Annotated in this window: 23 protein-coding genes; 21 read left to right on the top strand and 2 right to left on the bottom strand. The window is 72.1% G+C overall.

The features are described 5' to 3' along the window. Positions 1–52: 52 nt before the first annotated feature. Positions 53–703: a bifunctional DNA primase/polymerase gene (locus ACFWUY_RS20010; RefSeq protein ID WP_384109826.1), complete on the bottom strand. Its 651-nt coding sequence runs from the start codon at positions 701–703 to the stop codon at positions 53–55. Positions 704–1,128: 425 nt separating this feature from the next. Here ACFWUY_RS20010 and ACFWUY_RS20015 point away from each other — a divergent pair, with 425 nt between their 5' ends. The 6 genes from ACFWUY_RS20015 (at position 1,129) to ftsH (ending at position 10,898) form a co-directional block, all read left to right on the top strand. Beyond that, positions 1,129–2,604, top strand: coding sequence for a hypothetical protein (locus ACFWUY_RS20015; protein WP_384109831.1), 1,476 nt, complete (start codon positions 1,129–1,131; stop codon positions 2,602–2,604). A 366-nt stretch (positions 2,605–2,970) separates the two neighbouring features. After that, positions 2,971–4,317 (top strand): ammonium transporter, encoded by a 1,347-nt coding sequence (locus ACFWUY_RS20020; protein ID WP_384109836.1) that lies wholly within the window; start codon positions 2,971–2,973, stop codon positions 4,315–4,317. Then, the gene (locus tag ACFWUY_RS20025) at positions 4,314–4,652 is read left to right on the top strand and encodes a P-II family nitrogen regulator (protein ID WP_015036464.1); all 339 of its coding nucleotides are present in this window, start codon (positions 4,314–4,316) and stop codon (positions 4,650–4,652) included. The genes ACFWUY_RS20020 and ACFWUY_RS20025 overlap by 4 nt, the downstream gene beginning before the upstream one ends. Positions 4,653–4,690: 38 nt before the next feature. After that, positions 4,691–7,162: a [protein-PII] uridylyltransferase gene (locus ACFWUY_RS20030; RefSeq protein ID WP_384109843.1), complete on the top strand. Its 2,472-nt coding sequence runs from the start codon at positions 4,691–4,693 to the stop codon at positions 7,160–7,162. Between the two features lie 118 nt (positions 7,163–7,280). Further along, positions 7,281–8,834, top strand: a complete 1,554-nt coding sequence (gene ffh / locus ACFWUY_RS20035) for a signal recognition particle protein (protein ID WP_384109846.1) — start codon at positions 7,281–7,283, stop codon at positions 8,832–8,834. Between the two features lie 138 nt (positions 8,835–8,972). Continuing rightward, on the top strand, positions 8,973–10,898 hold the full coding sequence (gene ftsH / locus ACFWUY_RS20040) for an ATP-dependent zinc metalloprotease FtsH (protein ID WP_384109853.1): 1,926 nt from the start codon (positions 8,973–8,975) through the stop codon (positions 10,896–10,898). A gap of 45 nt (positions 10,899–10,943) precedes the next feature. Here the strand turns inward: ftsH and ACFWUY_RS20045 are convergent, their stop codons facing one another. Beyond that, positions 10,944–11,669 carry a class I SAM-dependent methyltransferase gene (locus ACFWUY_RS20045; RefSeq protein WP_384109859.1) on the bottom strand — a complete coding sequence of 242 codons (726 nt, stop codon included), beginning with the start codon at positions 11,667–11,669 and terminating at the stop codon, positions 10,944–10,946. 399 nt (positions 11,670–12,068) lie between these two features. On the opposite strand from ACFWUY_RS20045, the gene ACFWUY_RS20050 reads away from it, so the two are divergent. The 15 genes from ACFWUY_RS20050 (at position 12,069) to dprA (ending at position 23,542) form a co-directional block, all read left to right on the top strand. Next, positions 12,069–12,662: a hypothetical protein gene (locus tag ACFWUY_RS20050; protein WP_024755886.1), complete on the top strand. Its 594-nt coding sequence runs from the start codon at positions 12,069–12,071 to the stop codon at positions 12,660–12,662. Between the two features lie 151 nt (positions 12,663–12,813). Next, the gene (gene rpsP, locus ACFWUY_RS20055; protein ID WP_030690646.1) at positions 12,814–13,257 is read left to right on the top strand and encodes a 30S ribosomal protein S16; all 444 of its coding nucleotides are present in this window, start codon (positions 12,814–12,816) and stop codon (positions 13,255–13,257) included. A 2-nt stretch (positions 13,258–13,259) separates the two neighbouring features. Continuing rightward, positions 13,260–13,499, top strand: a complete 240-nt coding sequence (locus tag ACFWUY_RS20060; protein ID WP_005311361.1) for an RNA-binding protein — start codon at positions 13,260–13,262, stop codon at positions 13,497–13,499. Between the two features lie 118 nt (positions 13,500–13,617). Then, complete coding sequence (gene rimM, locus ACFWUY_RS20065) at positions 13,618–14,175, top strand: ribosome maturation factor RimM (RefSeq protein ID WP_384109872.1); 558 nt, start codon at positions 13,618–13,620, stop codon at positions 14,173–14,175. After that, a complete protein-coding gene (trmD, locus tag ACFWUY_RS20070) occupies positions 14,172–14,993 on the top strand; it encodes a tRNA (guanosine(37)-N1)-methyltransferase TrmD (protein WP_015036472.1) in 822 nt (273 codons plus the stop codon). Before rimM ends, trmD begins: the two co-directional genes overlap by 4 nt. A gap of 126 nt (positions 14,994–15,119) precedes the next feature. Beyond that, the gene (gene rplS, locus ACFWUY_RS20075; RefSeq protein WP_015036473.1) at positions 15,120–15,470 is read left to right on the top strand and encodes a 50S ribosomal protein L19; all 351 of its coding nucleotides are present in this window, start codon (positions 15,120–15,122) and stop codon (positions 15,468–15,470) included. 69 nt (positions 15,471–15,539) lie between these two features. Continuing rightward, positions 15,540–16,400 (top strand): signal peptidase I, encoded by an 861-nt coding sequence (lepB, locus tag ACFWUY_RS20080; protein WP_384109879.1) that lies wholly within the window; start codon positions 15,540–15,542, stop codon positions 16,398–16,400. After that, positions 16,393–17,388 (top strand): signal peptidase I, encoded by a 996-nt coding sequence (lepB, locus tag ACFWUY_RS20085; protein WP_384109882.1) that lies wholly within the window; start codon positions 16,393–16,395, stop codon positions 17,386–17,388. Before lepB (ACFWUY_RS20080) ends, lepB (ACFWUY_RS20085) begins: the two co-directional genes overlap by 8 nt. Beyond that, a complete protein-coding gene (lepB, locus tag ACFWUY_RS20090) occupies positions 17,357–18,292 on the top strand; it encodes a signal peptidase I (protein WP_384110220.1) in 936 nt (311 codons plus the stop codon). The genes lepB (ACFWUY_RS20085) and lepB (ACFWUY_RS20090) overlap by 32 nt, the downstream gene beginning before the upstream one ends. Before the next feature lie 73 nt (positions 18,293–18,365). Further along, complete coding sequence (gene lepB, locus ACFWUY_RS20095; RefSeq protein ID WP_384109885.1) at positions 18,366–19,133, top strand: signal peptidase I; 768 nt, start codon at positions 18,366–18,368, stop codon at positions 19,131–19,133. Further along, positions 19,130–19,681 (top strand): NUDIX hydrolase, encoded by a 552-nt coding sequence (locus tag ACFWUY_RS20100; RefSeq protein WP_384109888.1) that lies wholly within the window; start codon positions 19,130–19,132, stop codon positions 19,679–19,681. Before lepB (ACFWUY_RS20095) ends, ACFWUY_RS20100 begins: the two co-directional genes overlap by 4 nt. Before the next feature lie 55 nt (positions 19,682–19,736). Then, positions 19,737–20,045 carry a DUF2469 domain-containing protein gene (locus tag ACFWUY_RS20105; protein WP_005311352.1) on the top strand — a complete coding sequence of 103 codons (309 nt, stop codon included), beginning with the start codon at positions 19,737–19,739 and terminating at the stop codon, positions 20,043–20,045. A gap of 332 nt (positions 20,046–20,377) precedes the next feature. Beyond that, the gene (locus ACFWUY_RS20110) at positions 20,378–20,704 is read left to right on the top strand and encodes a YraN family protein (RefSeq protein WP_384110223.1); all 327 of its coding nucleotides are present in this window, start codon (positions 20,378–20,380) and stop codon (positions 20,702–20,704) included. A 1-nt stretch (position 20,705) separates the two neighbouring features. Further along, a complete protein-coding gene (locus ACFWUY_RS20115; RefSeq protein WP_384109892.1) occupies positions 20,706–22,328 on the top strand; it encodes a YifB family Mg chelatase-like AAA ATPase in 1,623 nt (540 codons plus the stop codon). Next, positions 22,325–23,542 (top strand): DNA-processing protein DprA, encoded by a 1,218-nt coding sequence (gene dprA, locus ACFWUY_RS20120; protein ID WP_384109897.1) that lies wholly within the window; start codon positions 22,325–22,327, stop codon positions 23,540–23,542. The genes ACFWUY_RS20115 and dprA overlap by 4 nt, the downstream gene beginning before the upstream one ends. Positions 23,543–23,584: the final 42 nt, after the last annotated feature.

Raw genomic sequence — 23,584 nt, forward strand, 5'->3', positions numbered from 1 at the left:
AGGGCCCCCGCCACCATCCGGTGGCGGGGGCCCTCACGCGTGTCCCGTGCCCTTAGAAGTGCGTCCGGTGGCAGATGTACGCCAGGGTGCCGAGGAGCAGCCGCGCCTGCGGCGGCGCGCCCGCCGTGTCAAGGGTCGGGGGCCTCAGCCAGCGCACCGGACCGAGCCCGCCCAGGTCGGACGGGGGAGCGGTGATGTGGCTGCCGGGACCCAGGCAGTGCAGGTCCAGATCGGCGTCGTCCCAGCCCATCCGGTACAGCAGCCGCGGCAGCTCCGCCGCCGCCCCCGGCGCCACGAAGAACCGGGCCCGCCCGGTCGGCGTCGCGCACACCGGACCCAGCGGCAGCCCCATGCGCTCGAGCCGCACGAGCGCCCGCCGGCCCGCGGCCTCCGCGACCTCGATGACGTCGAAGGCCTTGCCCACCGGCAGCAGCAGCGCCGCGCCGGGGAACTCCGACCACGCCTTGGCCGCGTCGTCGAGGCCGGCGCCCGCAGGGACCGGCTCCGCGAAGGAGAGGGGGTGCGCGCCCGGGGCCGTACACGCCGGATCACCGCAGGAGCACTGGCCGGAGACGGCCCGCGCGCCGGGAACGACGTCCCAGCCCCACAGCCCGGTGTACTCGGCCACCGCTGTGCACTCCGTGGTGCGTACGCGGCGGCGTGCGCCGGACCGCATCTCACGAATGCCGATCGTGAAACCCATGCCCCCTCCAACGGGTCGAGCGCGCCGGTGGTTACGAGCCGGAGCACGGTCGTCACCCTTCGTCACGGTCCGTCGCCGAAAGTGTCGCGCGGTCGTGCGTGGGGTGGTGCGGGCCGGTGCGCGCGCCTCTCCGCGCATCCGTCCGCCGACTCCGGTTCGTCGCATGTCAAGTGAATCGTGTTCCACGGGCGGCGAGTTCATTCGAAGGGGTGGCGAATGGTGGCGTTTCTTGAATCGCCCTCGTAGAGGGGTGATCGTAGGATTACTTTCGGTACTCGAAACCAGGGGCCGCTGACGCACGCGGGTATGCCGGAGGCAACCCGGTTTCCAGTTCGAAGGAGTGCGAACGCCGGACGGGTGCCGCAGGACGCGGCATTCTGATAGGGGTTCGTAGGACAGGCAATCAGGTGGATGGGGGCGTTCCAGTGGGCGGCAACGGCGCAGACGGTACGACTGCCGGCAAGCGCCCGAACGAGCAGCTGGGCTCGTGGTTCGTGCGCAGCGGCTGGTCCAAGGGCGAACTCGCGCGGCAGGTGAACCGCAGGGCGCGCCAGATGGGCGCGCACCACATCTCCACCGACACCTCGCGGGTGCGCCGCTGGCTCGACGGCGAGCAGCCGCGCGAGCCCATCCCCCGCATCCTCTCCGAGCTGTTCTCGGAGCGCTTCGGCTCCGTCGTCGCCGTCGAGGACCTCGGCCTGCGCACCGCCCACCAGTCGCCCTCCGTCTCCGGGGTCGACCTGCCCTGGGCCGGGCCGCAGACCGTCGCCCTGCTCAGCGAGTTCTCCCGCAGCGACCTCATGCTCGCCCGCCGGGGCTTCCTCGGCTCCTCCCTGTCGCTCGCCGCGGGACCCGCCCTCATCGAACCGATGCAGCGCTGGCTCGTCCCCACCCCCACCGGCGACGTCGAGCGGCCCGACGCCCTCGCCGACGCCCGCCGCCCCAACCGGCTCTCCGAGATCGAACTCGACCTCCTGGAGTCCACCACCGCCATGTTCCGCAAGTGGGACGCCCAGTGCGGCGGCGGACTGCGCCGCAAGGCCGTCGTCGGCCAGCTCCACGAGGTCACCGACCTGCTCCAGGAGCCCCAGCCCGCCGCCACCGCCAAGCGCCTCTTCACCTGCGCCGCCGAACTCGCCGAACTGGCCGGGTGGATGAGCTACGACGTCGGTCTCCAGCCCACCGCCCAGAAGTACTTCGTCCTCGCCCTGCACGCGGCCAAGGAAGCCGGCGACAAGCCCCTCGGCTCGTACATCCTCTCCTCGATGAGCCGTCAGATGATCCACCTCGGCCGGCCCGACGACGCCCTCGAACTCATCCACCTCGCCCAGTACGGCAGTCGAGACTGCGCCACCCCGCGCACCCAGGCCATGCTGTATGCGATGGAGGCCCGCGCCTACGCCAACATGGGCCAGCCGTCCAAGTGCAAGCGGGCCGTCCGGATGGCCGAGGACACCTTCGCGGACGTCGGCCTCGACGGCGAGCCCGAGCCCGACTGGATCGGCTTCTTCTCCGAGGCCGAGCTCAACGGCGAGAACTCCCACTCCTACCGCGACCTCGCCTATGTCGCCGGGCGCTCCCCGACCTACGCCTCGCTCGCCGAACCCGTCATGGAACGGGCCGTCGAGCTCTTCGGGAAGGACCCCGACCACCAGCGGTCGTACGCGCTGAACCTCATCGGGATGGCCACCGTCCACCTCCTCAAGCGCGAGCCCGAGCAGTCCGTCGTCCTCGCGGAGAAGGCCCTCGTGGTGGCCAGGAGCATCCGCTCCGAGCGGGTCAACACCAGGCTCCGCAAGACCGTCGACCAGGCAGCCCGCAACTACAGCGACGTCGCCGAGGTCGTCCAGCTCACCGACCGGCTCACCCAGCTGCTGCCCGAGGCCGCCGAAGCGGTCTGACCCCGGCCCGCGAGCCCTCCGGCCCCCGCACCCGCGAGCCCCGCCCCCCGCACCAGCGAGGCCCCCGTACCCCGGCCGCGCCAGACGTCCCGTACTGCCCGACTCGGCTCCCCCGCCGCAAGGACACACGGACGCCAGGCGCGGCCGGTCTGTCGTCGCGCGGAGCGTACGCCCGGCACCTCCTCGTGATCCCGGCGTTCACGGCCACGTAACACGCCCCACCCCTTCGTCACCGCTCCGAAACATCGAGCGGCATCGGCGGAAACCGCGCTGCGCGAATCTCTGGCCCATAACCGGCCACCCTCACGGCCGCCGCTCTCTCCGGCCCCGCCCCGCACAGGCCGTACCGACGACGAGGAGACGCCGATGGCACCAGCCATCACGACCCTGGCAGCAGACGCCCCCGAGCTGTCCGCCGCCAACACCGGGTTCATGCTCATCTGCTCCGCCCTGGTCATGCTGATGACCCCGGCACTCGCCTTCTTCTACGGAGGCATGGTCCGCGTCAAGTCCACCCTGAACATGCTGATGATGAGCTTCATCAGCCTCGGGATCGTCACGATCCTGTGGGTGCTCTTCGGCTTCAGCCTCGCCTTCGGCACCGACGTCGGCTCGATCATCGGCTGGTCCTCCGACTACGTCGGCCTCAGCGGCATCGGCGTCACCGAACTCTGGGACGGCTACACCATCCCGGTGTACGTCTTCGCCGTCTTCCAGCTGATGTTCGCCGTCCTCACCCCGGCCCTGATCAGCGGCGCCCTCGCCGACCGCGTCAAGTTCACCGCCTGGGCCCTCTTCATCGCCCTCTGGGTCACCGTCGTCTACTTCCCCGTCGCCCACTGGGTCTGGGGCTCCGGCGGCTGGCTCTTCGAGATGGGCGTCATCGACTTCGCCGGCGGTACGGCGGTCCACATCAACGCCGGTGCCGCCGCCCTCGGCGTGATCCTCGTCATCGGCAAGCGCGTCGGCTTCAAGAAGGACCCGATGCGCCCGCACAGCCTCCCGCTGGTCATGCTCGGCGCCGGACTCCTCTGGTTCGGCTGGTTCGGCTTCAACGCCGGCTCCTGGCTCGGCAACGACGACGGCGTCGGCGCCGTGATGTTCGTCAACACCCAGGTCGCCACCGCCGCCGCCATGCTCGCCTGGCTCGCCTACGAGAAGATCCGCCACGGCTCCTTCACCACCCTCGGCGCAGCCTCCGGCGCGGTCGCCGGCCTCGTCGCCATCACCCCGGCCGGCGGCGCCGTCAGCCCGCTCGGCGCGATCGCCGTCGGCGCCATCGCCGGCCTCGTCTGCGCCATGGCCGTCGGCCTCAAGTACAAGTTCGGCTACGACGACTCCCTCGACGTCATCGGCGTCCACCTCGTCGGCGGCGTCATCGGCTCCCTCCTCGTCGGCCTCTTCGCCACCGGCGGCGTCCAGTCCGACGTCAAGGGCCTCTTCTACGGCGGCGGCCTCGAGCAGCTCGGCAAGCAGGCGGTCGGCGTCTTCGCGGTCCTCGCCTACTCTCTGATCGCCTCCGCGATCCTCGCCCTGATCATCGACAAGACGATGGGGATGCGGGTCAGCGAGGACGACGAGGTCTCCGGCATCGACCAGGTCGAGCACGCCGAGACCGCGTACGACTTCAGCGGAGCCGGCGGCGGCGCGTCCTCGCGCTCCACCGCCGCCCCCGCCCCGGCCGTCACGGAGAACAAGAAGGTGGACGCATGAAGCTCATCACCGCGGTCGTGAAGCCGCACCGGCTCGACGAGATCAAGGAGGCCCTCCAGGCGTTCGGCGTCCACGGCCTCACCGTCACCGAGGCCAGCGGCTACGGCCGCCAGCGCGGCCACACCGAGGTCTACCGGGGCGCCGAGTACACCGTCGACCTGGTTCCCAAGATCCGCATCGAGGTCCTCGTCGAGGACGAGGACGCCGAACAGCTCATCGACGTCGTCGTCAAGGCCGCCCGAACCGGCAAGATCGGAGACGGCAAGGTGTGGAGCGTGCCGGTCGAGACCGCCGTACGGGTCCGCACCGGCGAGCGCGGTCCGGACGCCCTGTAAGCACCGGACGCACTGCAAGGACACGAAGGAGCCGCCGGGTGACGAGCCTCGAAGTCAGCGAAGAGACCGAAGATTCGGGACCCGGCGGTTACGCGGCGGCCCGGCTGCTCCTCCTCCACGAGAAGGAGCGGTCCGGGCCGCCGCGCCGTACCGCCCTCGCCCGGCTCACCGACGACTGGCTGGCCGGACTCTTCTCCGCCGCCGCCCCGCCCCGCGGAGTCGCCCTCGTCGCCGTCGGCGGCTACGGCCGCGCCGAACTCTCCCCCCGCAGCGACCTCGACCTCCTCCTGCTCCACGACGGCAGCGCCGGCAAGGCCGAGATCGCCGCCCTCGCCGACCGGATCTGGTACCCCGTCTGGGACCTCGGGCTCGCCCTCGACCACTCCGTGCGCACCCCCGCCGAAGCCCGCGCCACCGCCCGCGAGGACCTCAAGGTCCACCTCGGACTCCTCGACGCCCGGCCCCTCGCCGGAGACCACGGACTCGTCGCCGCCCTGCGCACCACGATCCTCGCGGACTGGCGCAACCAGGCCCCCGAGCGCCTCCCCGAACTCGACGATCTCTGCCGGGAACGCGCCGAACGCATGGGCGAGCTCCAGTTCCTCCTCGAACCCGACCTCAAGGAGGCCAGGGGCGGACTCCGCGACGCCCAGGTCCTCCGCGCCGTCGCCGCCTCCTGGCTCGCCGACGCCCCCCGCGAAGGACTCGACGCCGCCCGCCGCCGCCTCCTCGACGCCCGCGACGCCCTCCACCTCACCACCGGCCGCGCCACCGACCGGCTCGCCCTCCAGGAACAGGACGCCGTCGCCGCCGAACTCGGCCTCCTCGACGCCGACACCCTGCTCCGCGAGGTGTACGAGGCCGCCAGGACCATCTCGTACGCCACCGACGTCACCTGGCGCGAGGTCAACCGCGTCCTCAAGGCCCGCTCCGCCCGGCCCCGGCTCAGGGCCCTCCTGACGGGCCGCGGGGGCGTCGCGAAACCACCCGTCGAACGCACCCCGCTCGCCGAAGGCGTCGTCGAGATGGACGGCGAGGTCGTCCTCGCCCGCACCGCACGCCCCGAACGCGACCCCGTACTGCCCCTGCGGGCCGCCGCCGCGGCCGCCCAGTCCGCCCTGCCGGTCTCCCCGCACGCCGTACGCCGCCTCGCGGCCACCGCCAAGCCCCTGCCCGTGCCCTGGCCCGCCGAGGCCCGCGAGGAACTCGTCACCCTGCTCGGCGCGGGCGAGGCCACCGTCCCCGTCTGGGAGGCCCTGGAGGCCGAAGGGCTGATCACCCAGCTGCTCCCCGACTGGGAACGCGTCCGCTGCCGTCCCCAGCGCAACCCCGTCCACACCTGGACCGTCGACCGCCACCTCGTCGAGACCGCCGTACGGGCCTCCTCGCTCACCCGCCGCGTCGGCCGCCCCGACCTCCTCCTCGTCGCCGCCCTCCTCCACGACATCGGCAAGGGCTGGCCCGGCGACCACTCCGTCGCCGGCGAGACCATCGCCCGCGACCTCGCCACCCGCATCGGCTTCGACCGCACCGACGTCGCCACCCTCGCCACCGTCGTCCGCCACCACCTGCTCCTCGTCGAGACCGCCACCCGGCGCGACCTCGACGACCCCGCCACCGTCCGCTCCGTCGCCACCGCCGTCGGCACCCTCGGCACCCTGGAGCTCCTGCACGCCCTCACCGAGGCCGACGCGCTCGCCACCGGCCCCGCCGCCTGGTCCTCCTGGCGCGCCTCCCTCGTCGCCGACCTGGTCAAACGGGTCGCGGGCGTCCTCGCGGGCGAGACCCCGCCCGACCCCGAGGCCGCCGCCCCCAGCGCCGAACAGGAACGCCTCGCGATCGAGGCCCTGCGCACCGGCGAACCCGTCCTCGCCCTCCACACCCGCACCGAACCGCCCGTCGAACCCGATCCCACCGGCGCGGACGGCCCGGAACCCGTCGGCGTCGAACTCGTCATCGCCCTGCCCGACCAGCCCGGTGTCCTCCCCGCCGTCGCCGGCGTCCTCGCCCTGCACCGGCTCACCGTCCGCGCCGCCGACCTGCGCGCCGTCGACCTCCCCACCGGACTCGGCGCCGGATCGGGGCCCGTCCTCGTCCTCGCCTGGCGGGTCGCCGCCGAGTACGGTTCGCTCCCCGAGGCCGCCCGGCTCCGCGCCGACCTCGTCCGCGCCCTCGACGGCTCCCTCGACATCCCCGCCCGCCTCGCCGAACGCGAGGCGGCCTACCCGCGCCGACGCGGCCTCGCCGCCCCGCCGCCCCGCGTCACCGTGGCCGCCGCCGACTCCCGGCTCGCCACCGTCATCGAGGTCCGCGCCCAGGACGCCCCCGGTCTCCTCCACCGCATCGGCCGCGCCCTGGAGGGCGCCGAGGTCCGCGTCCGCAGCGCCCATGTCTCCACGCTCGGCGCCAACGCGGTCGACACCCTGTACGTGACACGCCCGGACGGCACCCTGCTGCCGGACGAGGAGGCGATCGATCTGGCCCGGACACTGGAATCGGCGCTCCGCTGACCCCCGTGCCGACCCGTCCCCGCGCGCCGGATCCGGCGGGCGGGGGTACACACTTCGAGCGGCCCGATACCCTGGAGGGCAATCCGACCGCCCCCGACACCGAGGATCCGCGACCGCCGTGTTCGATACCCTCTCCGACCGCCTTGCAGCGACCTTCAAGAACCTCCGCGGCAAGGGCCGTCTGTCCGAGGCGGACATCGACGCCACCGCCCGCGAGATCCGCATCGCGCTGCTCGAGGCGGACGTCGCCCTGCCGGTCGTCCGGTCCTTCATCAAGCAGGTCAAGGAGCGCGCCACCGGCGTCGAGGTCTCCCAGGCCCTGAACCCCGCCCAGCAGGTCATCAAGATCGTCAACGAGGAGCTCGTCTCCATCCTCGGCGGCGAGACCCGGCGCCTGCGGTTCGCCAAGACCGCGCCCACCGTGATCATGCTCGCCGGTCTCCAGGGCGCCGGTAAGACCACCCTCGCCGGAAAGCTCGGTCTCTGGCTCAAGAGCCAGGGTCACTCGCCGCTGCTTGTCGCCTGCGACCTCCAGCGCCCCAACGCCGTCACGCAGCTCTCCGTCGTCGCCGACCGCGCCGGGGTGGCCTTCTACGGCCCCCAGCCGGGCAACGGCGTCGGTGACCCGGTCCAGGTCGCGAAGGACTCGATCGAGTACGCGCGGACCAAGATGTACGACGTCGTCGTCGTCGACACCGCCGGCCGCCTCGGCATCGACCAGGAGCTGATGCAGCAGGCCGCGGACATCCGCGACGCCGTCAGCCCCGACGAGGTCCTCTTCGTCGTCGACGCCATGATCGGTCAGGACGCGGTCAACACCGCCGAGGCCTTCCGCGACGGCGTCGGCTTCGACGGCGTCGTGCTCTCCAAGCTCGACGGCGACGCCCGCGGTGGTGCCGCGCTCTCCATCGCGCACGTCACCGGCAAGCAGATCATGTTCGCCTCCAACGGCGAGAAGCTGGACGAGTTCGACGCGTTCCACCCGGACCGCATGGCGTCCCGCATCCTCGGCATGGGCGACATGCTCTCCCTCATCGAGAAGGCCCAGCAGACCTTCGACGAGGAAGAGGCCGCCAAGATGGCCTCCAAGCTCGCGTCGAAGAAGGGCCAGGAGTTCACGCTCGACGACTTCCTGGCGCAGATGGAGCAGGTCCGCAAGATGGGCTCCATCTCGAAGCTGCTCGGGATGCTCCCCGGCATGGGCCAGATGAAGGAGCAGATCGCCAACATCGACGAGCGGGACGTCGACCGTACGGCCGCCATCATCAAGTCGATGACCCCGGGCGAGCGCCACGACCCGACCATCATCAACGGCTCCCGCCGCGCCCGTATCGCCAAGGGCTCCGGCGTCGAGGTCAGCGCCGTCAAGGGGCTGGTCGAGCGCTTCTTCGAGGCGCGCAAGATGATGTCCCGCATGGCCCAGGGCGGCGGCCTCCCCGGCATGCCGGGCATGCCCGGCATGGGCGGCGGCCCCGGCCGGCAGAAGAAGCAGATCAAGCAGGCCAAGGGCAAGCGCAAGAGCGGCAACCCGATGAAGCGGAAGGCCGAGGAGCAGGCCGCGGCCGAGCGTCGCGAGCAGACGCAGGCGGGCGGCGCCTTCGGTCTCCCGGCGGCGGGGCAGACCCCCAAGGACTTCGAGCTCCCGGACGAGTTCAAGAAGTTCATGAGCTGACGCCGGTCACCTCGTGACAAGGGGCCCGGGACGGTACGAAACCGTCCCGGGCCCCTTCTCACCCCTCCGGGCCGCCCGCGATGCCGGGTTCCTCCCGCTCTTCGATACTGGGGACACTGCCGCCCCGAGGAGAGCCACGTGGCCAACCCCGTACCGCCGCGCGACCGGACCGATCAGCCCTGGCGCTCGGAAGGGGCTCCGCCGCCACCGCCGGCGAAGAGGAAGATGCCCGGCGGCTGGGGAGGCCTCATCCTCACCGCCCTGGTCGTCTACCTGATCGCCAACCTCGTGCTGTCGTTCTTCAACCGGGGCGACGAGCCGACGATCTCGTACACCGAGTTCAGCAAGCAGGTGAGCTCCGGCAACGTCACCAAGATCTACTCCAAGGGCGACGCCATCCAGGGGGAGCTGAAGAACAAGCAGCCCCTGCCCAACGGTGACAAGGGCGACTACAGCAAGTTCGTCACCCAGCGGCCCGCCTTCGCCGACGACGACCTGTGGGCGCAGCTGACCAAGCAGAACGTCACCGTCACCGCAGAGCCGGTCGTGCGGGAGCGCAGCTTCCTCGCCAACCTCCTCATCTCGCTCGCGCCGATGCTGCTGCTCGTCGTGCTGTGGATCTTCATCGCCCGCCGGATGGGCTCCGGGATGGGCGGCGCCGGTGGCATGCTCGGCCGCAAGACCCCGCCCAAGCCCGTCGAACTGGAGGCCGGCGCCAAGCGCACCACCTTCGAGGACGTCGCCGGCATCGACGAGGTCGAGGGCGAGCTCAACGACGTCGTCGACTTCCTCAAGAACCCGGACGCCTACCGCGCGATGGGCGCCAAGATGCCCCGCGGCGTGCTCCTCGCCGGTCCGCCCGGCACCGGGAAGACCCTGCTCGCCCGCGCCGTCGCGGGCGAGGCCGGGGTGCCGTTCTTCTCCGCCTCCGCGTCCGGGTTCATCGAGATGATCGTGGGCGTCGGCGCCTCCCGGGTGCGGGAGCTGTTCGCGGAGGCCCGCAAGGTCGCCCCCGCGATCATCTTCATCGACGAGATCGACACCATCGGCCGGGCCAGGGGCGGCGGCTCCGGCATGGGCGGGCACGACGAACGCGAGCAGACCCTCAACCAGATCCTCACCGAGATGGACGGCTTCACCGGCTCCGAAGGGGTCATCGTCCTCGCCGCCACCAACCGCGCCGACGTCCTCGACCCCGCCCTCACCCGGCCGGGCCGCTTCGACCGGATCGTGCACGTCAACCCGCCCGACCGGAGCGGCCGCGAGGCCATCCTCAGGATCCACACCCGGGAGATCCCGCTCGCCAAGGACGTCGACCTGGAGCACGTGGCCAGGACGACCCCCGGGATGACCGGTGCCGAGCTCGCCAACCTCGCCAACGAGGCCGCCCTCCTCGCGGTCAAGCGCGACCAGAAGACCGTCACCCGGTCCGACCTGTCCGACGCCCTGGAGAAGGTCCGGCTCGGCGCGGAACGGCCGCTCGTGATGCCCGCCGACGAGCGGCGCCGCACCGCGTACCACGAGAGCGGACACGCCCTCCTCGGCATGCTCCAGCCCGGCGCCGACCCGGTCCGCAAGATCACCATCGTGCCCCGGGGCCGGGCCCTCGGCGTCACCCTCTCCACCCCCGACTCCGACAAGTACGCCTATACCGAGGACTACCTGCGCGGCCGGATCGTCGGCGCCCTCGGGGGCATGGCCGCCGAGGAGGTCGTGTTCGGCGTCGTCACCACCGGTGCCGAGAGCGACCTGGAGCAGGTCACCAGCATCGCCCGGGGCATGGCCGGCCGCTGGGGCATGAGCGAGCGCGTCGGCCGCCTCACCGCCATTCCCGGGGACGCCCAGCAGGCGTACGGCCTGTCGGCGGCCCCCGCGACCCTCGACACCGTCGACGCGGAGATGCGCCGCATCGTCGAGGAGTGCTACGAGGGCGCGGTACGGCAGCTCCGCGAGCACCGCGACCAGCTGGACGCGCTGGCCGCCGCGCTCCTGGAGAACGAGACCCTGGAGGAGGCCGAGGCCTACCGCGCGGCGGGCATCACGCGCGCGGACCGGGAGGACTGACCCGGGGCCGGCCCTCGCCGGGCACGGCCCCCGTGGAGCGGAGTGCTACGGCACCCGGGCGAGCACGTACCGGAAGACGTTCGGCATCCACACCGTCCCGTCCGCGCGCACGTGCGGGGCGAGCGCCTCCTCGATCTCCTTCGTCACCTGCGAGGGGTCCGTCGCGCGGACGGCCTGGTCGAACGCGCCCGTCGACAGCAGACCGCGCACCGCGCTGCCCTCATTGGCGTACCCGAAGGGGCAGGCCACCCGACCCGACCCGTCCGGCCGCAGCCCGGCCGCCGCCACCAGCCCGTCCAGGTCCGCCCGGACCGCCGGCCCGTGGTCCGCGAGCCGGTCCGCGACCCGCAGCACCGGTTCCGTGGCGCACCGCTCCGGCGGCCCCCAGCCGGCCAGCACGACCGTGGCACCGCGTTGCGCCGTACGGGTGAGCGCCATCAGCTCGGGGAGGAGTCCTTCGGTGGCGTGGAAGGCCGTGATCACGTCGTACGGGCCGGCCTCCGGCGGTTCCTCCGTGACCGCGACGTCCTCCGGCAGCCGCTCCCTGGCCAGCTCCACGCGCGCGTGGTCCCGGTCCGCGCCGGCCACCCGCGCGCCCCGCGCGGCCGCCATGAGCAGCGCCAGGCCGGAGCCGCAGCCCAGGCCGAGGACCCGGGAGTCGGCGCCCACGCCGAGGCGGGCGTACACCGCCTCGTAGAGCGGGACGAGCATGCGTTCCTGGATCTCGGCCCAGTCACGCGCGGGGTGGTGCGGGACGAGCGTAGGTGTCATGGAAAAGTGCTCCGATCCGTGCTCGGACGACTGCCCCCGTAGCCAGGGAACTGCGCATCCCGGGCCGCGTCCAGTGCTCGCGCCGCATCGATTCGCCCGGAGGGCGGCGGAGCGGGAACCGGGGGAGGGGTGCCGCGCGATCGCGCGCGCGGACCCGGTAATGTCCGTGCAACGCTTCCCGGTTTACCGAGGGAACGTCCTCCCGGGCGCACGCGCCTTCGCTACACGCCGGGGCGTATGCGCCACTACGCACCGGCTTGGCGCCCGCTGCGCGACTTCTCCGCAGATCGGCGCACTGGCCCTCGTCAGGACGCATCAACGGCAACTGACGGGTACGTGCAAAATATTTGGGATGCCCCGGAATGGAACCCCGAGGGGATCCGGCTCGTTGTACCCGACGTGAGCACGACACCACCTGTTCTCGCCGCAGAGCTGGCACAGGCGTGGGCCGACATTCAGCGGCACCACCCCGAGCTGCCCGATCTTGCCGCGCCCGAGTCCCTGATCGGAGAGTCCTCGTCCGCCTGCGGCGCCGAACTCTCCTTCGAACGGCTGCTCCATGAGGCAGTCCACGGCATCGCCGCCGCCCGAGGTGTCCGCGACACCTCCCGCGCCGGCCGCTACCACAACCGCAGATTCCTCGCGATCGCCGAGGAGATGGGCCTCGACCACCCCGAGGAGCCACACGCCAGCAGCGGCTTCTCCCTGGTCACGCTCAACCCCGAGGCGAGGCGGCGCTACCGGCCCACCATCGAGCGGCTTCAGCGCGCCCTCAAGGCCCACACGGTCGCCACGGCGGCCGACACCAAGCGCTCCTTCCGCGGACCGGCCGCCCGGCACGGCTCCTCGGGTGGCGGCGTGCGCGTCAAGGCCGTCTGCGACTGCGGGCGGAACGTGCGCGTGGTGCCCTCGGTGCTCGCCCAGGCCCCGATCGTCTGCGGCGGCTGCGGCAAGCCCTTCCGCATCCCGGAGACCGTGGGCGCCGCGAGCTGATCGCGGTGTGGCACAATGGCTAGCTGTACTCGACAGTCGCACAGGACCCCTCTCTCCTCCGGCTGACGCGTCCATCGGGCATCCGAGTACCGCAACCCCACGTGGCATCTCAAAGTGCCCAACCACGTCAAGACCAGGAGACACCACTCCAGTGGCAGTCAAGATCAAGCTCAAGCGCCTCGGCAAGATCCGCCAGCCCCACTACCGCATCGTCGTCGCCGACTCCCGCACCCGCCGGGACGGTCGCGCGATCGAGGAGATCGGCCTCTACCACCCGACGTACAACCCGTCGCGTATCGAGGTCGACTCCGAGCGTGCGCAGTACTGGCTGTCCGTCGGCGCCCAGCCGACCGAGCCGGTTCTCGCCATCCTGAAGCTCACCGGTGACTGGCAGAAGGCCAAGGGCCTCCCGGCCCCCGAGAAGGCCCTGCTCGTCCCGGCGACCAAGGAGGCGAAGCGCGCCTCGTTCGACGAGTTCGCGAAGACCCTCGAGGGTGGCGACGACAAGGGTGAGGCCATCACCCCGAAGGCCAAGAAGGCCGACAAGAAGGCTGACGAGGCCGAGGCCGCGTCGACCGAGTCGACCGAGGCCTGAGCATGCTCGAGGAGGCTCTCGAGCACCTCGTGAAGGGCATCGTCGACAACCCCGACGATGTGCAGGTCGCCTCGCGCAACCTGCGCCGTGGACGCGTGCTCGAGGTCCGGGTGCACCCGGACGACCTCGGCAAGGTGATCGGCCGCAACGGCCGCACCGCGCGCGCGCTGCGTACCGTCGTGGGCGCCATCGGCGGCCGTGGGATCCGGGTCGACCTCGTCGACGTGGACCAGGTCCGCTGAACAAGTCGGCCACATCGGTTGAATGATGTGCCGGCACGGGCCGGGGAGGGCTTACGAGCCCACCCCGGCCCGTTGTCGTTTTCGTCGTACGAGCTGTGTGACAGGAGAGTGTGGAGCAGTGCAGTTGGTAGTCGCGCGGATCGGCCGCGCCCACGGCATCAAGGGCGAGGTCACCGTCGAGGTGCGGACGGACGAGCCCGAGCTGAGGCTCGGCCCCGGTGCCGTACTGCTCACCGACCCGGCCTCCGCCGGGCCGCTGACCATCGAGACCGGCAAGGTGCACAGCGGTAAGCTGCTGCTGCGCTTCGTGGGCGTCAACGACCGCAACGCCGCCGAGGCCCTGCGCAACACCCTCCTCATCGCCGAGGTCGACCCGACGGAGATGCCCGAGGAGGAGGACGAGTACTACGACCATCAGCTGATGGACCTCGACGTGGTCCTCGCCGACGGCACCGAGATCGGGCGGATCACCGAGATCTCCCACCTGCCGTCCCAGGACCTCTTCATCGTCGAGCGTCCCGACGGCACCGAGCTGATGATCCCGTTCGTCGGGGAGATCGTCACCGAGATCGACCTGGAGGAGCAGCGGGCCGTCATCGACCCGCCGCCCGGCCTGATCGACGACCGGGCCGAGATCGTCTCCTCCCGGGACGCCGAACCGGGTGACGACGCATGAGGCTCGACGTCGTCACGATCTTCCCCGAGTACCTCGAACCGCTGAACGTCTCGCTCGTCGGCAAGGCACGCGCGCGTGGACAGCTCGACGTCCACGTCCACGACCTGCGCGACTGGACCTACGACCGGCACAACACCGTCGACGACACCCCGTACGGCGGCGGCCCCGGCATGGTCATGAAGACCGACCCCTGGGGCGACGCGCTCGACCAGACGCTCGCCGACGGCTACGAGGGCGGCGCCCACGGACCGGTCCTCGTCGTCCCCACCCCCAGCGGCCGCCCCTTCACCCAGGAACTGGCCGTCGAGCTCTCCGAGCGGCCCTGGCTGATCTTCACGCCCGCCCGTTACGAGGGCATCGACCGCCGCGTCATGGACGAGTACGCGACCCGGATGCCGGTCTACGAGGTCTCCATCGGCGACTACGTCCTCGCCGGCGGAGAGGCCGCCGTCCTCGTCGTCACCGAGGCCGTCGCCCGGCTCCTGCCCGGTGTCCTCGGCAACGCCGAGTCGCACCGGGACGACTCCTTCGCCCCCGGGGCCATGGCCAACCTCCTGGAGGGCCCCGTCTACACCAAGCCCCCCGAGTGGCGCGGCCGGGGCATCCCCGACGTCCTGCTCAGCGGGCACCACGGCAAGATCGCCCGCTGGCGGCGCGACGAGGCCTTCCGCCGCACCGCCGCCCACCGGCCGGATCTCATCGAGCGCTGCGACCCGGCGGCCTTCGACAAGAAGGACCGGGAGATCCTCTCCATGATGGGGTGGGCGCCCGAGCCCGGCGGCCGATTTTGGCGCAGGCTCGACGACGTGGAAGAATAGGCCGCTGCCGTCCGTCCGGCGCGCGCCCCTGCCACAGGGGGACGACGCCCGCCAGAGACGCGCGGCATCCTCATCGTCCGAACGTACCGCTGATGACCTGTGGCATCAGCGAGGAAAGAGACCTCCATGGCCTCCCTGCTCGACCAGGTCAACGCGGGTTCGCTCCGCTCCGACCTCCCCGCCTTCCGCCCCGGCGACACCGTGAACGTCCACGTGCGCGTCATCGAAGGCAACCGCTCGCGTATCCAGCAGTTCAAGGGCGTCGTCATCCGCCGCCAGGGTTCGGGCGTCAGCGAGACCTTCACGGTCCGCAAGGTCTCGTTCTCCGTCGGCGTCGAGCGCACCTTCCCGGTGAACAGCCCGATCTTCGAGAAGATCGAGCTCGTGACCCGCGGTGACGTCCGTCGCGCCAAGCTCTACTACCTGCGCGAGCTGCGCGGCAAGGCTGCCAAGATCAAGGAGAAGCGCGACCGCTGAGCTTCGGCTCCCGGCACGCTCGACGCTTCCGAGCCCTCGGACAGACAGGCCGGATAGGCTCTGCCCCCGATGGACGACGAAGCACAGCACACGGAGCGCGACCCCTCTTCCGACCTGGAGGAAGGGTCGCGCTCCGCGCGCGTTCCCGAGGCCGACACGACCGCCCCGGACGACACGACCGCACGGGCCGAGACGACCGCCCCGGCCGACACGACCGCCCCGGACGGGACCCCGCCCGGTGGGACCGCGCCCTCCTGGCGGCGGACGGCGCTCGTGGGCGGCGCCTGCGTGGTCTTCCTGCTGCTCCTGAGTCATTTCGTGGCGCAGCCCTTCCTGATCCCGAGCGGCTCGATGGAACCCACGCTCCAGGTCGGCGACCGGATCCTGGTGAACAAGCTGGCGTACCGTTTCGGCAGCGAGCCGGAGCGGGGCGACGTCGTCGTCTTCGACGGCACCGGCTCCTTCGTGCGCGAGCAGCCGCAAGGCGATCCGGTGACCGGAGCGCTCCACGACGGCGCGGCCGCCCTCGGGCTCGCGGAACCCGACGAGACCGACTTCGTGAAGCGGGTCGTCGGCGTCGGCGGAGACCGGGTCGTCTGCTGCGACAAGGACGGCCGGCTCACCGTCAACGGGGTCACCGTCCAGGAGCGGTACCTGATGCCCGGGGACCAGCCCTCCAGCGTGCCCTTCGACATCGTCGTCCCGCAGGACCGGCTCTGGGTCATGGGCGACCACCGCAGCCAGTCCAGCGACTCCCGGGACCACCTGGGCAGCCCCGGCGGCGGAATGGTCCCCGTCGACAGGGTCGTCGGACGCGCCGACTGGATCCCCTGGCCCTTCGGCCGCTGGTCCGGCGTGCCCGCGACGGACGCCTTCGACGCCGTACCGGCCGCACCGGCCGGCGGACACGGGGCGGGGGCCCATGGGTAGCCGGGGCCGGCCGCCGGGCGGATCGGGTCACCCCGCCGAGCAGGGGACCGGCCGGGGCCCGGCCCTGCCGGGACGGGCCGAGCGGCGCAGGCTCGCCCGCAAGGTCAAGCGGCGCCGGCAGCGCTCCGCGCTCCGCGAGATCCCCATTCTGGTCATGGTGGCCGTCCTCATCGCGCTCGTACTGAAGACCTTCCTGGTCCAGGCGTTCGTCATCCCGTCCGGCTCCATGGAGCAGACGATCCGGATCTCCGACCGGGTCCTCGTCGACAAGCTCACCCCCTGGTTCGGCTCCCGCCCGCAGCGCGGCGACGTCGTCGTCTTCAAGGACCCCGGCAACTGGCTCCAGCAGGAGGCCGCGCCGCCCGCCGACGACCCGGTCGGCGTCAAACAGGCCAAGCAGGCCCTCACCTTCATCGGGCTGCTGCCCTCCGCCGACGACCGGGACCTCATCAAGCGGGTCGTCGCCGTCGGGGGGGACACCGTCCGCTGCTGCGGCGAGGACGGACGGATCACCGTCAACGGCGTACCGCTCGACGAGCCGTACCTCCACCCGGGGAACGAGCCGTCCACCATCCCCTTCGAGGTGAAGGTGCCGCAGGGCCGGATCTTCGTCCTCGGCGACCACCGCTCCGACTCGGCCGACTCCCGCTTCCACCTCGACGAGAAGGACCACGGCACCGTCTCGGAGGAGCAGGTGGTGGGGCGCGCCGTGGTGATCGCCTGGCCGATCGGGCACTGGCGGGGCCTCGAGGAACGGGCCACCTTCGCCGCCGTACCGGACGCCGGTACGAGTTCCGATTCCACGCCCGGTCTGTCGCATAGTGTGTCCCAGCGGAATCTGAACGGATTCCCCGGGCTCCCGACCCCTGCGGAACTTCTGCTCGTTATGGGAGTGGTGGGCCTGTCCCTGACCCGGGGCGGGCGTTCGCACGGACTGAGGAGTGGATGTGGGGGATTTGGCCGTCGACGCACGATCCGGACACGATGAGCCCGACAAGAGGGCCGACGGGGCCTTCGGCGAAGACAGCGCGGGTGACGACGTGACGGGTGACGAGCAGGCGCAGCCGCCGGGCGGCGGCACGCCGGGCGGTGGCGACGACGACGCGACGGGCGGCTCCGGCAGGGGCCCGAAGAAGCAGCGTTCCTTCTGGAAGGAACTGCCCCTCCTCGTCGGCATCGCGCTGGTGCTCGCCCTGCTGATCAAGACCTTCCTGGTGCAGGCGTTCTCGATCCCCTCGGAATCGATGATGAACGCCCTCCAGAAGGGCGACCGGGTCCTCGTCGACAAACTGACCCCGTGGTTCGGCTCCGAACCCGAGCGCGGCGAGGTCGTCGTCTTCCATGACCCCGGCGGTTGGCTCGAAGGCCAGACGACGCCCAAGCCGAACGTCGTCCAGAAGTTCCTCAGCTTCATCGGCCTCATGCCGTCGGCCGAGGAGAAGGACCTCATCAAGCGCGTCATCGCCGTCGGCGGGGACACCGTGTCCTGCAAGGAGGGCGGCAAGGTCGTCCTCAACGGCAAGACGCTGGACGAGACCTCCTACCTCTACCCCGGCTCCGTCCCCTGCCAGGACTCCTTCGGGCCGATCAAGGTCCCCGAGAACCGGATCTGGGTCATGGGCGACAACCGCCAGAACTCCCTGGACTCCCGCTTCCACCAGCAGCTCCCGGGCGGCGGCACCGTCTCCGACGACGAGGTCGTGGGCCGCGCCGTCGTGGTCGCCTGGCCCGTCACCCGCTGGGCGACCCTCCCCGTGCCCGACGTCTTCGACCAGCCCGGCATCGACCGGGCCATGACCGCCGCCCCCGTCGGCGCGGCCGGTCTCGCCGGCGCGTTCCCGCTGGTGCTGTGGCGCCGGAAGAAGCTCGCCGCGCGGCATACCGCCGCGTAGTGACCCGCGGGTAGGGTGCCGTCCCGGACCGTCGAACGACCACGGTCCTTCGACAGACCCACGGGGTGCGCGCATGAGCGGAAACATACGGACCCAGAGCGGCCACGGCCGCCTCGGCAGCGTGCTGTCGGGGCTGGCCGTGGCCGTCGGCTGTGTGCTGTTCCTCGGCGGCTTCGGCTGGGGCGCCCTGCTCTACCAGCCGTACTCCGTCCCCACCGACTCCATGACCCCCACCCTCGCCGTCGGATCCAAGATCCTCGCCCAGCGTGTCGACGGCGCCGAGGTGCGGCGCGGAGACGTCGTCGTCTTCACCGACCCGCTCTGGGGCGACTCGCCGATGGTCAAGCGGGTCGCCGCCGTCGGCGGCGACACCGTCGTCTGCTGCGACCGGGAGGGGCGTCTCACGGTCGACGGCACGCCCGTCGAAGAGCCGTACCTGAGGCCAGGACCGGACGGCCGGATCCTCGCCTCCGGCCGGGAGTTCTCCGTGACCGTCCCTGAGGGCAACCTCTTCCTCCTCGGCGACGACCGGCACACCTCCCTCGACTCCCGTACGCACATCGAGGAGGCCGGTCAGGGCTCCGTACCCCGCTCGTCCGTGATCGCCAGGGTCGACGCGGTCGTCTGGCCCGCCAAGGGCCTCCTGGACCGCCCGACGGGCTTCGCGGGGCTTCCGGGCGGCATCTCCGAGCCCGGGCCCGTACGCCCCCTCCTCACCGCCATCGCGGCCGGGGCCTTCCTGGTGCTGGCCGGAGGCGCGTACGGCCCGGTGGCGCGCTTCTTCACGAAGCGCCGTCCGGTGGGGCCCGGGGCCGGCCGACGGGAGAAGGTGGGTACATGACGGACTTCGATGCGCGGCCGGCGGAGGCCCTGGAGCCGGGACCGGTCCTGGAACCGGCGCCCGTGCGGCGGCGGGTCGCGCGGGTCGTGCTCCTCGACCCCGACGACCGCGTCCTGCTCCTGCACGGGTACGAGCCGGACGACCCGGCCGACTCCTGGTGGTTCACCCCCGGCGGCGGCCTCGAAGGTGCCGAGACGCGCGAGGAGGCGGCCCTGCGCGAGCTCGCCGAGGAGACCGGCATCACCGACGTCGACCTCGGACCGGTGCTCTGGAAGCGCTACTGCTCCTTCCCCTTCGACGGGCGCCGCTGGGACCAGGACGAGTGGTACTACCTCGCCCGCACCCGCGGCACCGAGGAGGCGCCCCGGCCGCGGGCCCTCACCGAGCTGGAGAACCGGAGCCTCGCGGGCCTGAGATGGTGGACCTCCGCCGAACTGTCGGCGGCGCGTGAGACGGTGTACCCGACCAGACTCGCCGAGCTGCTCCGCACGCTGCTCGACGAGGGACCTCCGAGTGCACCGGTGGTTCTCGCCCCGGAAATCGTTTAGGGGCGCGTTCGGCAGGCGCACAATAGGGGGACGCACGGCTGAAGGGGAACATGCCATGAGCGCCGAGGACCTCGAGAAGTACGAGACCGAGATGGAGCTGAAGCTCTACCGGGAGTACCGCGATGTCGTCGGGCTGTTCAAATACGTGATCGAGACCGAGCGGCGCTTCTACCTCACCAACGACTACGAGATGCAGGTGCACTCGGTGCAGGGTGAGGTCTTCTTCGAGGTCAGCATGGCTGACGCCTGGGTCTGGGACATGTACAGGCCGGCCAGGTTCGTCAAGCAGGTGCGGGTCCTCACCTTCAAGGACGTGAACATCGAGGAGCTCAACAAGAGCGACCTCGAACTTCCCGGCAGCTGACACCGCCGCACGGGCCTCACCCTCAGGGGTGAGGCCGTTTTCCACAGGCCTTCGGCCGTCCACAGCGGCCCACGCGGACGACCATCAGCCGTCACAGTCGGTGACGGAGGTGGTACCGCATGAACGCGACCGACAAGAACACCGGCACGGCCCGGACCCCCGGACGTTCCGGCACGGACCGAGGCCACGAAGGATCCGCCACGACCCCGACCCTCGAGGGGTCCAGCACGGTTCCGGCCCCCGAGAGGTCCGGCACGGCCCCGGCCCCCGAGCGGTCCGCGGCGGCCGAGCGGTCCCGTACGACCCGGGCCCTCGGGCGGTACGGGGAAGAGCTGGCGGCCCGCCGGCTCACCGCGGCCGGGATGCGCGTCCTCGCCCGCAACTGGCGCTGCGGCCGCACCGGCGAGATCGACATCGTCGCCCGCGACGGTGACACCCTCGTCGTCTGCGAGGTCAAGACCCGACGGCTCGGCTCCTACGAGCACCCCATGGCCGCCGTCACCCCCGGCAAGGCCGACCGGCTCCGCCGCCTCGCGGCCTGCTGGCTCGACCGCAACGACAGCCCGGCGCCCCCCGGCGGCGTCCGCATCGACCTCGTCGGCATCGTCCTGCCCCGCCGCGGCGCCCCCGTCCTCACCCACGCCCAGGGGGTGGCCTGAGATGGGATTCGCCCGCACCTGCTCCGTCGCCCTCGTCGGCGTCGAAGGCGTCGTCGTCGAGGTCCAGGCCGACCTCGAACCCGGCGTCGCCGCCTTCACCCTCGTCGGCCTCCCCGACAAGAGCCTCACGGAGAGCCGCGACCGGGTCCGCGCGGCCGTCGTGAACTCCGGTGCCGAATGGCCCCAGAAGAAACTCACCGTCGGACTCAGCCCGGCGTCCGTCCCCAAGAGCGGTTCGGGATTCGACCTCGCCGTCGCCGCCGCCGTGCTCGGCGCCGCCGAGCGGATCGACCCGCGGGCCATCGCCGACCTCGTCCTCATCGGCGAACTCGGCCTCGACGGACGCGTCCGGCCCGTCCGAGGCATCCTGCCCGCCGTCCTCGCCGCCGCCGACGCCGGATACCGCCAGGTCGTCGTCCCCGAACAGACCGCCGGCGAGGCCGCGCTCGTCCCGGGAGTCTCCGTCCTCGGCGTCCGCAGCCTCCGTCAACTCATCGCCGTCCTCGCCGACGAGCCCGTCCCCGAGGAGGAACCCACCGAAGAGGGCCGGCCCGACGCCATGCTCGCGGGACTCCTCGTCCCCGGAGCCGGCATCGGCAGCGGACTCGCCCCCGACCCCACCGACACCGCCGGAGGCCCCGACCTCGCCGACGTCGCCGGCCAGCACCGCGCCCGCCGCGCCCTGGAAGTGGCCGCCGCCGGCAGCCACCACCTGCTGCTCTCCGGCCCACCAGGGGCCGGAAAGACCATGCTGGCCGAGCGCCTCCCCGGCATCCTCCCGCCGCTCACCCGGCAGGAATCCCTCGAAGTCACCGCCGTCCACTCGGTCGCCGGCATCCTCCCGCCCGGCGAACCCCTCGTCCGCCGCGCCCCCTACTGCGCGCCCCACCACTCCGCCACCACGCAGTCCCTCGTCGGCGGGGGAAACGGACTACCCAGGCCCGGAGCGGTCTCCCTGGCGCACCGCGGCATCCTCTTCCTCGACGAAGCCCCCGAGTTCTCCGGAAAGGTCCTCGACGCCCTGCGCCAGCCCCTCGAATCCGGGCACGTCGTCATCGCCCGCGCCGCCGGAGTCGTACGCCTCCCCGCCCGCTTCCTCCTCGCCCTCGCCGCCAACCCCTGCCCCTGCGGACGGCACACCCTGCAGGGCGCCGGCTGCGAATGCCCGGCCGCGCTCGTCCGCCGCTACCAGGCGCGCCTCTCCGGACCGCTCCTCGACCGCGTCGACCTGCGCGTGGAAGTGGAACCCGTCACCCGCGCCGACCTCCTCGGCCAGGGCGACCGGGGCGAGACCACCGCCGCCGTCGCCGCCCGCGTCCGCGAGGCCCGCGCGCGTTCCGCCGCACGCCTCGCCGGCACCCCCTGGAGCGTCAACAGCGAAGTCCCCGGGCACGAACTCCGCACCCGCTACCTCGCCGCACCCGGGGCCCTCGCGACAGCCGAACGCGACATCGAGCGCGGGTTCCTCACCGCCCGCGGTCTCGACCGCGTGCTCCGCGTCGCCTGGACCGTCGCCGACCTCGCCGGGCACGACCGGCCCGACGGCCAGGACATCGCCCTCGCCCTCGAACTGCGCACCGGCATCACCCGGGGCGTGCCCGTCGGAGCGGGGGAGCGCGCATGACCGCCCCCGGTCCCCTGGACGAACGGCGCGCCCGCGCCACACTCAGTCGAGCCGTCGAACCCGGCGACGAACACGCCGGCCGCTGGCTCCACCGCTACGGAGCCGTCGGCTTCCTCGACCGGCTGCTCCACCCCGCCGGCACGTCCGGCGCCTCCGGTTCCGGTGACCCCGGTGATCACGGTGGTTTCTTCGGGGGAGATTCCTTTCCCGGTACGGGGCAGAAGCGCGTCACCTCGTGGCGGCTGCGCGCCACCGCGGCGGAGCCCGACCGCGACCTCGCCGCCATCCACGACCTCGGCGGCCGGTTCCTCATCCCCGGCGACACCGAATGGCCCCGTCAACTCGACGACCTCGGGGACGCCCGTCCGCTCGGCCTCTGGGTCAGAGGCCCGGCCGACCTGCGCACCTGGGCCCTCCGCTCCGTCGCCCTCGTCGGTGCCCGCGCCTGCACCCCGTACGGCGCCCACACCGCGGCCGACCTCGCCACCGGGCTGGCCCGTCATGGCTGGGTCGTCGTCTCCGGAGCGGCCTACGGCATCGACGGCGCCGCCCACCGCGGCGCACTCGCGGCAGCCGGTGCCACCGTCGCCGTCCTCGCCTGCGGGGTCGACTCCCCGTACCCCAGAGGCCATGACCAGCTCATCCGGCGTATCGCCGAACAGGGCCTGGTCGTCGGGGAGTTGCCACCCGACAGCCATCCGACGCCCAGCCGCTTCATCCTCCGCAACCGCGTCATCGCCGCCCTCACCCGGGGGACCGTCGTCATCGAGGCCCAGCACCGCAGCGGCTCCCTCGTCACCGCTCGTGCCGCCGTCCGGCTCGGCCGCCACACCATGGGCGTCCCCGGGCCCGTCACCAGCGCGCTCTCCGCGGGTGTCCATGAACTCCTGCGCGGCGACGCCACCCTCGTCACCGACGCCGACGAGATCGTCGAACTCGTCGGCGACATGGGTGAACTCGCCCCGGCGCGCCGGGGGCCCGTCCTTCCCCGCGACCTCCTCGCCCCCGCGGCGGCCCACGTCCTCGAGGCGGTCCCCGCCCGCGGTCCCACCTCCGTGACCGTCATCGCCCGCCGTGCCGGCGCCACCCCCGACGACACCCTCGCCAAGCTGTACGAACTCCACTCGCTCGGCTTCGTCGAACGGCACGGAACGGGCTGGCAGTTGACGAAGGCGACGCCGTCGGAGTCGAACGCGCGGCGAGGCGGTACTTGACCTGGAGCATTCGGGTGAAAAGGTGAAGGCGATGAACAACCG

Source organism: Streptomyces sp. NPDC058664 (assembly GCF_042716635.1).
GTDB lineage: Bacteria > Actinomycetota > Actinomycetes > Streptomycetales > Streptomycetaceae > Streptomyces.